The organism is Pseudomonas sp. B3(2017) (assembly GCF_002113595.1).
In the GTDB taxonomy this organism is placed as follows: domain Bacteria; phylum Pseudomonadota; class Gammaproteobacteria; order Pseudomonadales; family Pseudomonadaceae; genus Aquipseudomonas; species Aquipseudomonas ekonensis.
On sequence record NZ_NEIU01000003.1, the window covers coordinates 148,119 to 162,254 of the forward strand.

Consider the following 14,136-nt stretch of genomic DNA (forward strand, 5'->3'; position numbering starts at 1 on the left):
ACCATTCATGAAGAAGCTGTGTTTGCTGGGCCTGTTCGTCAGCCTGGCCAGTCATCAGGCATTGGCCGCCACGACCCAGATCCCTCTGGAAAACAAGGACGCGTTCATCAGCAACCTGATGAAGCAAATGACCCTCGACGAGAAGATCGGCCAGCTGCGCCTGATCAGCATCGGTCCGGAAATGCCCCGTGAGCTGATCCGCAAGGAGATCGCCGCCGGCAACATCGGCGGCACCTTCAACTCGATCACCCGTCCGGAAAACCGTCCGATGCAGGACGCCGCGATGCGCAGCCGACTGAAGATCCCGATGTTTTTCGCGTACGACGTGATCCACGGCCACCGTACGATTTTCCCGATTCCCCTGGCCCTGGCCTCCAGCTGGGACATGGACGCCATCGGCCGCTCCGGCCGCGTGGCGGCCAACGAGGCGGCGGCCGACAGCCTCGACATCACCTTCGCGCCGATGGTCGACATCTCCCGCGACCCGCGCTGGGGCCGCAGCTCCGAAGGCTTCGGCGAAGACACCTACCTGACCTCGCGCATCGCCAAGGTGATGGTCAAGGCCTACCAGGGCGACTCGCCGAGCGCGGCGGACAGCATCATGGCCAGCGTCAAGCACTTCGCCCTGTACGGCGCGGTCGAGGGCGGCCGCGACTACAACACCGTGGACATGAGCCCGGTGAAGATGTACCAGGACTACCTGCCGCCGTACCGCGCGGCCATCGACGCCGGCGCCGGCGGCGTGATGGTGGCGCTGAACTCGGTCAACGGCATCCCGGCCACCGCCAACACCTGGCTGATGAACGACCTGCTGCGCAAGGACTGGGGCTTCAAGGGCCTGGCGGTCAGCGACCACGGCGCGATCTTCGAGCTGATCAAGCACGGCGTGGCCCGTGACGGCCGCGAGGCGGCGAAGCTGGCGATCAAGGCCGGCATCGACATGAGCATGAACGACACCCTCTACGGCAAGGAGCTGCCGGGGCTGCTCAAGTCCGGCGAGATCGAGCAGAAGGACATCGACAACGCCGTGCGCGAAGTGCTCGCGGCCAAGTACGACATGGGCCTGTTCAAGGATCCGTACCTGCGCATCGGCAAGGCCGAGGACGATCCGGCCGACACCTACGCCGACAGCCGCCTGCACCGCAGCGAGGCCCGCGACGTGGCCCGCCGCAGCCTGGTGCTGCTGACCAACCGCAACCAGACCCTGCCGTTGAAGAAGTCCGCCAAGGTCGCCCTGGTCGGTCCGCTGGCCAAGGCGCCGATCGACATGATGGGCAGTTGGGCCGCCGCCGGCCGTCCGGCCCAGTCGGTCACCCTGTTCGACGGCATGAGCGCGGTCATCGGCGACAAGTCGAACCTGACCTACGCCCGCGGCGCCAACATCACCAGCGACAAGAAGGTGCTCGACTACCTCAACTTCCTCAACTTCGATGCGCCGGAAGTGGTCGATGACCCGCGTCCGGCCAACGTGCTGATCGATGAAGCGGTCAAGGCCGCCAAGGACGCCGACGTGGTCGTGGCCGCCGTGGGCGAATCCCGCGGCATGTCCCACGAGTCCTCCAGCCGCACCGACCTGAACATCCCGGAAAACCAGCGCGAACTGATCCGCGCCCTCAAGGCCACCGGCAAGCCGCTGGTGCTGGTGCTGATGAACGGCCGTCCGCTGACGATCCTGGAAGAGAAGGAACAGGCCGACGCGATCCTGGAGACCTGGTTCAGCGGCACCGAGGGCGGCAACGCCATCGCCGACGTGCTGTTCGGCGACTACAACCCGTCGGGCAAGCTGCCGGTGACCTTCCCGCGCTCCGTGGGCCAGATCCCGACCTACTACAACCACCTGAGCATCGGCCGGCCGTTCACGCCGGGCAAGCCGGGCAACTACACCTCGCAGTACTTCGATGACACCACCGGCCCCCTGTTCCCGTTCGGCTACGGCCTGAGCTACACCGACTTCAGCCTGAGCGACATGGCGCTGTCCTCCACCACCCTGAACGCCACCGGCAAGCTCGACGCCAGCGTCGTGGTGAAGAACACCGGCCAGCGTGACGGCGAAACCGTGGTGCAGCTGTACATCCAGGACGTCACCGGCTCGATGATCCGTCCGGTGAAGGAGCTGAAGAACTTCCAGAAGATCCTGCTCAAGGCCGGCGAACAGAAGGTCGTGCACTTCACCATCACCGAAGACGACCTGAAGTTCTACAACGCCCAGCTCAAGTACGCCGCCGAGCCCGGCAAGTTCAACGTGCAGATCGGCCTGGACTCCCAGGACGTGACGCAGCAGAGCTTCGAACTGCTGTAAGGCAAAGCAACGCAATACCTGTGGGAGCGGCGGCAAGTCGAGTCGTCGCGCCGCAGCTCCCACAAAGTTTTCTGTGTAGCGACTATCCGCGCCGATCCAGCAGATTGACCACCAACCGGTCCACCCACCCCCACAGCCGCTGCTTGATGCGCCGCCACAACGGCCGCCGCCGCCATTCCTCCAGGCTCACCTGCTGACTCAGGCCGAAGTCCTTCTCGAAACTCGCCACCACCGCCGCCGTCAACGGCGGATCCAGCGCCTCCAGGTTCGCCTCAAGATTGAAGCGCAAATTCCAGTGGTCGAAGTTGCACGAACCAATGCTCACCCAGTCGTCCACCAGCACCATCTTCAGGTGCAGGAAACACGGCTGGTACTCGAAGATCTTCACCCCGGCCTTGAGCAGGCGCGGGTAGTAGCGGTGCCCGGCATAGCGCACGGAAGGGTGATCGGTGCGCGGCCCGGTCAGCAGCAGGCGCACGTCGAGGCCCCGGGCGGCGGCCTTGCGCAGGGAGCGGCGGATCTTCCAGGTCGGCAGGAAATACGGCGTGGCCAGCCAGATGCGGCGCTGGCCGCTGTTCAGCGCGCGGAACAGCGACTGCAGGATGTCCCGGTGCTGACGGGCGTCGGCATAGGCCACCCGGCCCATGCCCTCCCCCGCGTCCGGCACCCGGGGCAGGCGCGGCAGGCCGAAATGCGCCGTGGGCCGCCACGCGCGGCGATGGCGGTTGGCGATCCACTGGCGGTCGAACAGCAGTTGCCAGTCGAGCACCAGAGGGCCTGTGATCTGCACCATCACCTCGTGCCATTCGCTGGTGTCGTGGCCCGGCGTCCAGAACTCGTCGGTGACCCCGGTGCCGCCGACCACCGCCAGGCATTGATCCACCAGCAGCAGCTTGCGGTGGTCGCGATAGAAATTGCCGACCCAGCGCCGCCAGTTCAGGCGGTTGTAGAAACGCAGTTCGACCCCGGCGCCGGTCAGCCGTTGACGCAGGTTGAGGGTGAAGGCCAGGCTGCCGTAATCGTCGAACAGGCAACGCACCCGCACGCCCCGCTCCGCCGCCAGCACCAGCGCCTGCACCACGGTTTCGGCGCAGGCGCCGGCCTCCACCAGGTACAGTTCCAGCTCGATCTGCTCGCGGGCGCCGGCGATGGCGTCGAGCATGCGCGGGAAGAACTGCGGCCCGTCGATCAACAGTTCGAAGCGGTTGCCGTCGCGCCAGGGGAACACCGCGCCGCGCATGTCAGCGCGCCGCGAAAATCAGCACCGCACCCACCGGCACCGACAGGCTGATGGCCGACAGGCCGGCCAGGCTGCGCAGGGTTTCCAGACCCGGCGCCAGGTCGAAGTCCGCGGCGTTGATCACCAGCGGCTCCAGGGTCACTACCTGAAAGCGCCGGTCGTCGAGACGGGTGGCGAGCAGTTCGGCGGGGTATTCGCGCTGTTTGCCGTGCAGGCTGACGGTCAGCGGCAGGCGCAGTTCCAGTTGCGCGCCGGGCGCCAGGTCGTTGATCGGACGCAGGTCGATCTGGGTGGAGATGGTGGCGTCGGGGAACTGATCGATCTGGAACAGCTCCTTGCGCATGCGCTCGTCGCGCAGCGGGATGCCGCTGTTGATCGACTCCAGCTCGACCTCGACCTCGGCCCGGCCGTCCGGGTCGACCTTGCCGTGCAGTACCAAAAAGCGCTGCACTTCGGAGACGTTGGCGTTTTTCGTGCTGACGAACGACAGCCGCGAGGATTCGCCGTCCAGGTACCAGTTGGCCTGGGCCGGCAGGGCGGCCGCGGCCAGCAGCAGGCCGGCGGCGGTGCAGAGAGAACGGTTGAGCATTGAAGACCCGTGGGGCAGAAAAACCTGCACGAACCTTAACCGGCCCGGGCCGTTCCGGCAAAGCCCCCGCCGCAAGTCACAGCATCAGGGCGCCAGGCGACAGCCCTGGCGCTCTCCGATCCACCGGGCGCTGTTGCTGCGGCCCAGGCCACTGACGGTGACGGTCTTGCTCAAAGGCTCGTCGGCAAAGGCGCTGGTGGCCAGCCATTGCTTCACATACCCGCGACAGTACGCGGCGTCATTGTTCATCACGTACCGGCACGAGCAGTATTCCTTGGCGGTGTAGGCGCTGATGATGTCCGGGAACGCCCACAGCGCTTGGCGCTCCAGCCAGCCCCAGCCCAGCAGCGCGACGAACGCCAGCAGCAACACACGCCCCAGCAATTTCATGGCCGCACCGTCCCGGCGAATGCCGCGAGGGCCCGCTTGAGCAGTTCGTTGTGCCGGTAGCGGCCGTCACGGTCGTCGCCGTAGCGCACGATCACCAGGTTCGCGCTCGGGATCACATACAAGGCCTGCCCCCAATGGCCGAGGGCGGCGAACGTGTCGGGCGGCGCGTCAGGCCAGGGCGACGGCGCGCCGTCCACCGCAAGGTTGAGCCACCAGTGGCCGCCGGGCACGGCCTCGTCCTGGCCGGCCTTGTAGCCGGCGAACGGGGTGCGGTTGAAGGCGATCCACTCGGCGGGCAGCAATTGCCGTTCGCCCCAGCGCCCGTCCCGGGCCATCAGCAGGCCGATCCGCGCCAGATCGCGGGCGGTCAGGTAGACATAGGACGAAGCGACGAAGGTGCCGGCGGCATCGGTCTCCCACACGGCACGGCGGATGCCCAGCGGTTCGAACAGGGCGGTCCAGGGATAGTCCGCATAGCGCTGCGGACCGACGATGCCCTTTAGCGCCGCCGCCAGCAGGTTGCTGTCGCCGCTGGAATAACGGAAGGCCTTGCCCGGTGCGGCATAAGCCTCATGGCCCGCGGCGAACGCGGCCATGTCGCGATGGCCGCGGGTGTAGAGCATGGCCACCACCGAGGACTTGAGCGGCGCGTATTCGTAGTCTTCCTGCCAGTCCAGGCCGGACGCCCAGTGCAGCAGGTCGCCCAGGGTGAGGGTCGGGTGCCGCTCCAGCGCCGGGTAATACTTCGACGCCGGTTCTTCGAGGCGCAACCGCCCTTCGCCGTAGGCCACCCCCAGCACCGTGGCCATCAGGCTCTTGCTGATCGACCAGGTCAGGTGCGGGGTGTCGGCGGTGGTCGGCCCGGCGTAGCGCTCGTAGACCAATCGGCCGTCGCGGATCACCAGCAAGGCGTCGGTGCGGATGCCCTGGCGGGTGACGTCGTCGCGGGGCGGGAAGGCGTAGGCCTCCAGGGCCTCGATGGCCGGGCCGGTCGCTTGCGGGGGAACCGGCCATTCCTCGGCGCGCACCGCAAGGCTGATCAGCAGCAGACACAGGGACAGGCCTTTGAACATGGCGGGGGCTCTGGGGATGAACCCGACGAGGGTAGCCGGCATTGATGACAGATTGGCGATGGACGGGGCCTGATGCAGAGTCTGCGGTCACCCCAGAACACGGTAGGAGCCAGCCTGCTGGCGATGACGGCAGCACATCCGGCATTGAGGTGTCAGACAGACCGCTATCACCAGCAGGCTGGCTCCCACAGGGTGTTCGGCTGAATGCAGGGCTTGCGGTCAGCCCGCCGCCAAGGCCTTGGCCAGCCGCTTGGCCCGTGCCCCCGCCGCCAACTGCATGACGGACTGGTCCCGTGCCCACATCGCCGCCCACTCGGGCGCCCCTTGGGCAAGCGCCTGATCCAACTCAGGCTTGAGCGCGTCGAACTGCGCGAACAATCCGCCCAGCACCACATGCGCCGCCGGGCTGTCCGGCGGTAGCCGGCTGGCTTCCGCGCACCCGGCCAGCAGCGCCACCCAGCGCAGTTGCAGCGCCTGCGGCCAGCCGCTGTCCTGGCCGACGCCGTACAGCCACGCGGTCATCGCGCTCAGCACGTAGATGTCCTCCAGGGTGCGGAACGGTTTCACGTAGGCGTCCCAGCCATCCCCGGCAAGCAATTCGCAGCCCGCGTTCTCCAGGTGCAGGCGACCGTGGCTGATGTCCGGCATCAGCGGCAGGGCCGGCAGCGTTTCCACCCGCACACCGGGCTCGTCCGGATAGACCACCGCCAGGCTCAGGCTCGGCGCCTCTCCCGGCGCCTCGCTGCGCGCGGCGACCAGCAGCCAGTCGGCGGCGTCGCCGGCGGTGACGAAATCCTTGCGCCCGTCCAGGCGCAGGTCCGTGAGACGGGTCTGCATGTCCGCCGGGCGCAGGCTGCGCTGTTCGGTCGCACACAGGGCGCCCAGGCTTTGCGGCGCACTCGGCCAAAGCATGCGCAGGGCCGCCTGGTAGCCCACCAGGAACGCCAGCCCCGGCGTGGCCATCCGCCGCCCGCCGGCCACCGCCAGTTCGAACGGGGTCACGGTGCCCAACTGATGCAGCAGCATCGCGAAACCTTCCCTCAGGTCAGGGACGGCGGGCATTCGTTCACGGCATTCGAGCAGGGTCGGCCAGGGCATAGGAGGCTCCTTGAGGGCTGTCATACAAGCATCACCAAACATTCATGGCGATGACACCGGGGCTACATAGCCTGACTTTGCCCAACACGGCGGCATAAAGAAAGTCGATCGGCTGCAACCCTTGACGGGTGAACGGCCCGTACGGAGATTCACATGACTCAGATCGCCCGCATCAGCGACACCGGCAATGAACGCCGCCTGCAAGCCGAACGCCTGATCGGCGCCGAGGCTCTGCAGCAAGCCCAGGCCTTGCGCTTCAACGTGTTCAGCGGCGAGTTCAACGCCAAGCTGAAGGGCGCGGAGCTGGGTCTGGACATGGATGACTATGATGTCCACTGCAGCCACATCGGCGTGCGTGACCTGAACACCGGTCGCCTGGTGGCGACCACCCGCCTGCTCGACCACACTGCCGCCAGCAGCCTGGGCCGCTTCTACAGCGAAGAGGAATTCAGCCTGCACGGCCTCGCCGGCCTGCAGGGCCCGATCCTGGAGATCGGCCGCACCTGCGTCGATCCGGCCTACCGCAACGGCGGCACCATCGCCGTGCTCTGGGGCGAACTGGCCGAAGTGCTGAACCAGGGCGGCTACAGCTACCTGATGGGCTGCGCCAGCATCCCGATGCAGGACGGCGGCGTGCAGGCCCACGCGATCATGCAGCGCCTGCGCGAACGCTACCTGTGCACCGAACACCTGCGCGCCGAACCGAAGAATCCGCTGCCGTCGCTGGACATCCCGTCCAACGTGATCGCCGAAATGCCGCCGCTGCTCAAGGCCTACATGCGCCTGGGCGCGAAGATCTGCGGCGAGCCCTGCTGGGACGAAGACTTCCAGGTGGCCGACGTGTTCATCCTGCTCAAGCGCGACGAGCTCTGCCCGCGCTACGCCAAGCACTTCAAGGCGGCCGTGTGATGGGCCGCCTGCGGGTGTACGCGCGGATCGCGCGGGTGCTGCTGGTGGTGGCGCTGGGCCTGTGCATGGCCAGCGTGTTCGGGGTGTTCGAGCGGCTGGGCCTGGCCCATTCGATGGTGCGCCGGCAGCGCTGGTCGCGGTTTTTCATGGCGCGCCTGAGCAACGCCCTGCCCTTTCGCGTGACCGTCCTGGGCGAGTTGCCCAAGCAGCCGATGCTGTGGGTCAGCAACCATGTGTCCTGGACCGACATTGCGCTGCTGGGCATGCTCACGCCGCTGTCGTTCCTGTCCAAGGCCGAAGTGCGCACCTGGCCTGTGGCCGGCTGGCTGGCCGCCAAGGCCGGCAGCCTGTTCATCCGCCGCGGTTCGGGCGACAGCCAGCTGATCCGCAAACAGATGACCCGTCACCTGCAATCGGAACATCCGCTGCTGATGTTCCCGGAAGGCACCACCACCGACGGCCGCTCGCTGCGCACCTTCCACGGGCGTCTGCTGTCGGCGGCCATCGACTCCGAGGTGAAGCTGCAACCGGTGGCGATCCGTTACCTGCGCAATGGCCACATCGACCCGCTGGCACCGTTCATCGGTGACGATGACCTGCTGTCGCACCTGATGCGCCTGTTCAGCCATGACTGCGGCGAGGTGGAGATCCACCTGCTCAAGCCGATCGCCTGCCAGGGCCGCGAGCGTGCCGCGCTGGCGTTCGAGGCGCAGCAGGCGGTGCAGAAGGCATTGTTCGGCGAGGTGGCCAAGCCGGTCGAACCGAGCCGTGCCGGCGACCTGATTGCCGCCTGAGGCCACGCAACCCTGTAGGCGCCAGCCTGCTGGCGATAGGGCCGGATCAGTCACATCAACATCGACTGACAGGCCGCCATCGCCAGCAGGCTGGCTCCTACAAGGGAATCAAGATGTCGGCGGGGTCTGCGCGAAGTCCTGAAGCCTGGGATAGAACCGCGCGAAATCCTCGCTCAACGGCTCGTACAGCCGCCGCAGTTCGTCCATCGACCCCGCCAGTTCCTCCGGCCGGCTCAGCCGCCGGGAAATCCCCCGCAGCACCTGTTCCAGCACCTCGAACTCCCGGTACGAGCCCAGCCAGTCGTCGGCCACCATGTACGGCGCGATCTTCGCCAGGCGCTCCGGCAATTGCCGTTCGCTGGACAGCGTGCGGTAGACATCGGAGGTGAAGTGTTCCAGCGGCCGGTCTGCGTACAGCGTCCAGTCTCGGGCCAGGCAATGGTCGAAGAACACGTCGAGGACGATGCCCGCATAACGCCGCCGGGTGGTGGCGAAGCGGTCCAGCGCCGTCCCCACCAGCGGGTGCCGGTCGGTGAACACGTCGATTTGCCGGTGCAGCCGGATGGCGGCCTCGATCTCCGGCGCGTACTGCCCTTGCAGCGGCCCTTTGACGAAATCGCCGTACAGGCTGCCGAGCAATTGTCCGGGGCGCTGGCCTCCGAGGTGCAAATGTGCGAGATAGTTCATGGGCGCAGCTTAGCACTGCTCCTTTGCTGGATCACAACCACAATATCGTTATAACCCGATATACCGATTTATGCGGTCGTCAGATCGAAATCATATTGGTATATCGCGAAATACCGATTTAAAGTTCGCCTCATCGCGATATAACGCTACACGTCACGAGCACCCGACCATGAACCTCAACCTCGACGAAATCATAAAAGCCCTGGCGCACCCGGTACGCAGAGACATCCTGCACTGGCTGAAAGACCCGACCGTCGAATTTCCCGACCAGTCCCACAGCAACGAGCACGGCGTCTGCGCCGGGCAGATCGACCAACGCTGCGGCCTGTCGCAGTCGACCGTATCCGCCCACTTGGCGACCCTGCAGCGCGCCGGCCTGGTCAGCAGCCGCAAGGTCGGCCAGTGGCACTTCTTCAAACGCAACGAGGACGTGATCCAGGCGTTCCTCGAAACACTCGGCAAAGAGCTCTGACCCTTAACGTCAGCCGGCCCAAAAGGAAATAACGATGCCCATCCCGCTTCTCATACTCGCCTTGAGCGCCTTCGCCATCGGCACCACCGAGTTCGTCATCATGGGGCTGCTGCCCGATGTGGCGGCCGACCTGGGCGTGTCGATCCCCGGCGCCGGCTGGCTGGTGACCGGCTACGCCCTGGGCGTGGCCATCGGTGCGCCGTTCATGGCGCTGGCCACCGCCCGCCTGCCGCGCAAGGCCGCGCTGATCGCACTGATGGGCATCTTCATCGTCGGCAACCTGCTGTGTGCGGTGGCCAGCGACTACAACGTGCTGATGCTGGCGCGGGTCATCACCGCCCTGTGCCACGGCGCCTTCTTCGGCATCGGCTCGGTGGTGGCGGCCAACCTGGTGCCGGCCAACAAGCGCGCCTCGGCCGTGGCCCTGATGTTCACCGGCCTGACCCTGGCCAACGTCCTCGGCGTGCCGCTGGGCACCGCCCTCGGTCAGGAAGCCGGCTGGCGCTCGACCTTCTGGGCCGTGACCGTGATCGGCGTCGTCGCCCTGTTCGGCCTGGTGCGCTTCCTGCCGGCCAAGCGCGACGAGGAAACGCTCGACATGCGCGCCGAACTCGCCGCCCTCAAGGGCGCCGGCATCTGGCTGTCGCTGAGCATGACCGCGCTGTTCGCCGCCTCGGTGTTCACCCTGTTCACCTACGTCGCGCCGCTTTTGGGCGAAGTCACCGGCGTCTCGCCCCGCGGCGTGACCTGGACGCTGATGCTCATCGGCCTGGGCCTGACCGTCGGCAACATCATCGGCGGCAAGCTGGCCGACAAGGGCCTGGCCGCCACGCTGATCGGCGTGTTCATCGCCATGGCCGTCGTCTCCACCGTGCTGACCTGGACCAGCGTCGCGCTGATCCCCACCGAAATCACCCTGTTCCTCTGGGCCACCGCCTGCTTCGCGGCCGTGCCGGCACTGCAGGTCAACGTGGTGACCTTCGGCAAGGCGGCCCCGAACCTGGTCTCGACCCTGAACATCGGCGCCTTCAACGTCGGCAACGCCCTGGGCGCCTGGGTCGGCGGCAGCGTCATCGCCCACGGCTACGGCCTGACCAGCGTTCCCCTGGCCGCCGCCGTCCTGGCCGTGCTCGCCTTGCTGGCGACCCTGATCACTTTCCGCCAGAACGGCAATCCCGAACTGGCACCGGCTGCAAACTGATTCACTTTTCACCTCACGAGGGTTGTATCTCATGGCAACGATTTTCGATCCGATCAAACTGGGCGACCTGGAACTGTCCAACCGCATCATCATGGCGCCGCTGACCCGCTGCCGCGCCGACGAAGGCCGCGTGCCCAACGCGCTGATGGCCGAGTACTACGTACAGCGCGCCTCCGCCGGCCTGATCCTCAGCGAAGCCACCTCGGTGACCCCGATGGGCGTCGGCTACCCGGACACCCCCGGCATCTGGTCCAACGACCAGGTGCGCGGCTGGACCAACGTGACCAAGGCGGTGCACGCCGCCGGCGGCAAGATCGTCCTGCAACTGTGGCACGTCGGCCGGATCTCCCACCCGTCGTACCTGAACGGCGAGACGCCGGTCGCGCCGAGCGCCCTGCAGCCCAAAGGCCACGTCAGCCTGGTGCGTCCGCTGTCCGACTACGTCACCCCGCGCGCCCTGGAAACCGATGAGATCGCCGAGATCGTCGAGGCCTACCGCACCGGTGCCGAGAACGCCAAGGCCGCCGGCTTCGACGGCGTGGAGATCCACGGCGCCAACGGCTACCTGCTCGACCAGTTCCTGCAGAGCAGCACCAACCAGCGCACCGACCAGTACGGCGGTTCCCTGGAAAACCGTGCCCGCCTGCTGCTGGAAGTGACCGACGCCGCCATCGATGTCTGGGGCGCCGGCCGCGTCGGCGTGCACCTGGCGCCACGCGCCGACTCCCACGACATGGGCGACGACAACCTCGCCGAAACCTTCACCTACGTGGCGCGTGAACTGGGCAAGCGCGGCATCGCGTTCATCTGCTCCCGCGAGAAGGAAGGCGCCGACAGCCTCGGCCCGCAGCTCAAGGAAGCCTTCGGCGGCGCCTACATCGCCAACGAGCGCTTCACCAAGGACAGCGCCAACCAATGGCTGGCCAGCGGCAAGGCCGATGCGGTGGCCTTCGGCGTTCCGTTCATCGCCAACCCGGACCTGCCGGCCCGCCTCAAGGCCGACGCGCCGCTGAACGAGCCGCGTCCTGAACTGTTCTACGGCAAGGGCGCGGTCGGCTACCTCGACTACCCGACCCTGTAAGCCGCACCGCAGAAACGCAAAAGCCCCGACTCGTCAGAGCCGGGGCTTTTTCTTGCGCGTTCGCAACGCGCCTCACACACCTTCACAGGTGCGCAACAAAATCCCTACAAAATACGTAGCCCGCTATGTATCAACCCCTGCCGCAGGCGTATATAAAAGCACTCCTAGGCAGCGGGGCCTGTGAACAGGGATCTTCATCGGCCTCCTTGATTGACACACGCTGATCCAAATACGCATTTTGTTTCATTTGCGCAGGGCGGGGCTCAAGCGCAGCATGTCCAACCCTGCATCGACCCAGCGTTCGGCTTCGGCCTGCAGCTCGAAGCTGTCCGGCGCCAGCAGCCACTGATACAGCAGACCGTCGATGTAGGCATGGATCGCGATGGCGGCCCGGACGGTGTCGAGGTCGGCCGGCAACTGCCCGCGCTTGACCGCATTGCTCAGGGTCAGCCCGATGCCCACGTTGCATTCGAGGCTGGCCGCCCGACGCTGCTGGCGCAGGTCGCACATTTCATCGGTGAACTCGCACTTATGAAAAAGAATTTCGTTGATGCGCCGGGTCTTCGGATCCAGCGCGATCTGATGGAGCAAATGAACCAGCAGTTGGCGCATGCAGCCCAGCGGGTCGACTTCGTCTTCGCTTTCGCTGGCCCGGGCCAGTTCGTCCAGCGGCTCGCGCAACGTGTCGAGCATGGCCTGGAGCAGATCGGCCTTATTGCTGAAATGCCAGTAGATGGCGCCGCGGGTGACACCGGCCAGCGTCGCGATGTCGGCCAGCGTCGTGCGGGCCACGCCACGCTCGTAGAACGCGTGCTCGGCCGCTTCGAGTATCCGGCTCCGGGTCTCTTGAGCTTCCTCTTTGGTGCGACGGACCATGGCAGTAAAACCTCAAACAGGATGTTTCAGGGATGGCTGAATATCCGCTGAATAAAAAGGGGGTGATCTCTCGTGGATCGACTGCCCCGGCCTACAATTTCGAACCTTGCGACGACTTTTGTAACAGGGTGGGTACGCAGTCAAGGTGTTTACAAACAACCATGAACGTAAGTATATTCCTTAGCAAGCTACTTATCCACCCGGCATCCCTTTTTTACCCTTCCACCTTTCTTGTGCGCTTTTTGCGCGCCTGACCCGAGGATCTTCATGCAATTCAAGCCAGCTGTTACCGCTCTGGTCACTGCCGTCGCCCTGGCATCGCTGCTCAGCGGATGCAAAAAGGAAGAGGCGGCGCCCGCCGCCCCACCTCCTCAGGTCGGCGTCGTCACCCTGCAACCCCAGACCTTCACCCTGACCTCGGAACTGCCGGGGCGCACCAGTGCGTTCCGCATCGCCGAGGTCCGCCCGCAGGTCAACGGCATCATCCTCAAGCGTCTGTTCAAGGAAGGCGGCGACGTCAAGGCCGGCCAGCAGCTGTACCAGATCGATCCGTCGGTCTATGAGGCGACCCTGAAAAGCGCCGAAGCCAACCTGCGTTCGACCAAGTCGATCTCCGACCGCTACAAGCAACTGGTCGACGAGCAAGCCGTCAGCCGCCAGGAATACGACACCGCCGTGGCCAACCGCCTGCAATCGGAAGCCGCCCTGCAGAGCGCGCAGATCAACGTGCGCTACACCAAGGTCTACGCGCCGATCTCCGGCCGCATCGGCCGCTCTTCGGTGACCGAAGGTGCGCTGGTGAGCAACGCCCAGGCCGACGCGATGGCGACGATCCAGCAGTTGGATCCGATCTACGTCGATGTGACGCAGTCTTCCGTCGAACTGCTGGAACTGCGCCGCGAACTGGAAAGCGGTCGCCTGCAGAAGGCCGGCGACAACGCCGCCGCGGTCAAGCTGACCCTGGAAGACGGCAGCCAGTACAAGCTCGACGGTAAGCTGGAATTCTCCGAAGTGTCGGTGGACCAGACCACCGGTTCGGTGACCCTGCGCGCCGTGTTCCCGAACCCGGAACACACCCTGCTGCCAGGCATGTTCGTCCACGCCCAGTTGCAGGCCGGCGTGAACAGCGCCGCGATCCTCGCGCCGCAGCAAGGCGTGACCCGCGACCTCAAGGGCACCCCGACCGCCCTGGTCGTCGGCGCCGACAACAAGGTCGAGCTGCGCCAGCTCAAGGCCAGCCGCACCGTCGGCAGCCAGTGGCTGGTCGAAGACGGCCTGAAGGCCGGCGACCGCCTGATCACCGAAGGCCTGCAGTTCGTGCGTCCGGGCGCGGTGGTCAACCCGACCGAAGCGACCAACGTCGGCGCGAAGAACCCGGCCCCCGCTCAGGCAGCCGACAAGGCCGCCGGCGGCAAAGGGGAGTAATC

General features: G+C 66.1%; 14 protein-coding genes. 7 read left to right on the forward strand and 7 right to left on the reverse strand.

The genetic code is table 11. From position 1 onward, the window contains the following. The first annotated feature begins 7 nt into the window (after positions 1-7). Complete coding sequence (bglX, locus tag CAG33_RS05520; protein WP_085581745.1) at positions 8-2,299, forward strand: beta-glucosidase BglX; 2,292 nt, start codon at positions 8-10, stop codon at positions 2,297-2,299. A gap of 82 nt (positions 2,300-2,381) precedes the next feature. On the opposite strand, the gene CAG33_RS05525 is transcribed toward bglX, so the two are convergent. The 5 genes from CAG33_RS05525 to CAG33_RS05545 all read right to left on the reverse strand — a co-directional run bounded on the left by CAG33_RS05525 (position 2,382) and on the right by CAG33_RS05545 (position 6,689). Beyond that, a complete protein-coding gene (locus tag CAG33_RS05525) occupies positions 2,382-3,539 on the reverse strand; it encodes a phosphatidylserine/phosphatidylglycerophosphate/cardiolipin synthase family protein (protein WP_085581743.1) in 1,158 nt (385 codons plus the stop codon). 1 nt (position 3,540) lies between these two features. Continuing rightward, positions 3,541-4,128 (reverse strand): YceI family protein, encoded by a 588-nt coding sequence (locus tag CAG33_RS05530; protein ID WP_085581741.1) that lies wholly within the window; start codon positions 4,126-4,128, stop codon positions 3,541-3,543. Positions 4,129-4,212: 84 nt separating this feature from the next. Continuing rightward, entirely contained in the window at positions 4,213-4,518 is a 306-nt protein-coding gene (locus tag CAG33_RS05535) for an amidase (protein WP_085637276.1), read from the reverse strand. Continuing rightward, entirely contained in the window at positions 4,515-5,591 is a 1,077-nt protein-coding gene (locus CAG33_RS05540) for a serine hydrolase (protein WP_085632196.1), read from the reverse strand. Before CAG33_RS05540 ends, CAG33_RS05535 begins: the two co-directional genes overlap by 4 nt. A gap of 219 nt (positions 5,592-5,810) precedes the next feature. After that, positions 5,811-6,689 (reverse strand): acyl-CoA dehydrogenase family protein, encoded by an 879-nt coding sequence (locus CAG33_RS05545; RefSeq protein ID WP_085637280.1) that lies wholly within the window; start codon positions 6,687-6,689, stop codon positions 5,811-5,813. Positions 6,690-6,842: 153 nt separating this feature from the next. Between CAG33_RS05545 and olsB the strand changes: the two genes are divergently transcribed. After that, positions 6,843-7,598, forward strand: coding sequence for an L-ornithine N(alpha)-acyltransferase (gene olsB / locus CAG33_RS05550; RefSeq protein ID WP_085581733.1), 756 nt, complete (start codon positions 6,843-6,845; stop codon positions 7,596-7,598). After that, the gene (locus CAG33_RS05555) at positions 7,598-8,392 is read left to right on the forward strand and encodes a 1-acyl-sn-glycerol-3-phosphate acyltransferase (protein WP_085637283.1); all 795 of its coding nucleotides are present in this window, start codon (positions 7,598-7,600) and stop codon (positions 8,390-8,392) included. Before olsB ends, CAG33_RS05555 begins: the two co-directional genes overlap by 1 nt. Positions 8,393-8,500: 108 nt before the next feature. Here CAG33_RS05555 and CAG33_RS05560 read toward each other — a convergent pair whose 3' ends face one another. Further along, a complete protein-coding gene (locus CAG33_RS05560; protein WP_085637286.1) occupies positions 8,501-9,079 on the reverse strand; it encodes an ACP phosphodiesterase in 579 nt (192 codons plus the stop codon). 169 nt (positions 9,080-9,248) lie between these two features. Between CAG33_RS05560 and CAG33_RS05565 the strand changes: the two genes are divergently transcribed. The 3 genes from CAG33_RS05565 to CAG33_RS05575 are packed head-to-tail and all read left to right on the forward strand — an operon-like array spanning position 9,249 to position 11,833. Then, a complete protein-coding gene (locus tag CAG33_RS05565) occupies positions 9,249-9,551 on the forward strand; it encodes a helix-turn-helix transcriptional regulator (protein ID WP_085581727.1) in 303 nt (100 codons plus the stop codon). A gap of 34 nt (positions 9,552-9,585) precedes the next feature. Then, the gene (locus tag CAG33_RS05570; RefSeq protein WP_085581725.1) at positions 9,586-10,752 is read left to right on the forward strand and encodes an MFS transporter; all 1,167 of its coding nucleotides are present in this window, start codon (positions 9,586-9,588) and stop codon (positions 10,750-10,752) included. A gap of 31 nt (positions 10,753-10,783) precedes the next feature. Then, on the forward strand, positions 10,784-11,833 hold the full coding sequence (locus CAG33_RS05575) for an alkene reductase (protein ID WP_085581723.1): 1,050 nt from the start codon (positions 10,784-10,786) through the stop codon (positions 11,831-11,833). A 243-nt stretch (positions 11,834-12,076) separates the two neighbouring features. Here the strand turns inward: CAG33_RS05575 and CAG33_RS05580 are convergent, their stop codons facing one another. After that, entirely contained in the window at positions 12,077-12,709 is a 633-nt protein-coding gene (locus CAG33_RS05580; RefSeq protein WP_085581721.1) for a TetR family transcriptional regulator, read from the reverse strand. A 267-nt stretch (positions 12,710-12,976) separates the two neighbouring features. On the opposite strand from CAG33_RS05580, the gene emhA reads away from it, so the two are divergent. Beyond that, positions 12,977-14,134: an efflux RND transporter periplasmic adaptor subunit EmhA gene (gene emhA, locus CAG33_RS05585; protein WP_085581719.1), complete on the forward strand. Its 1,158-nt coding sequence runs from the start codon at positions 12,977-12,979 to the stop codon at positions 14,132-14,134. The last annotated feature ends 2 nt before the right edge of the window (positions 14,135-14,136 follow it).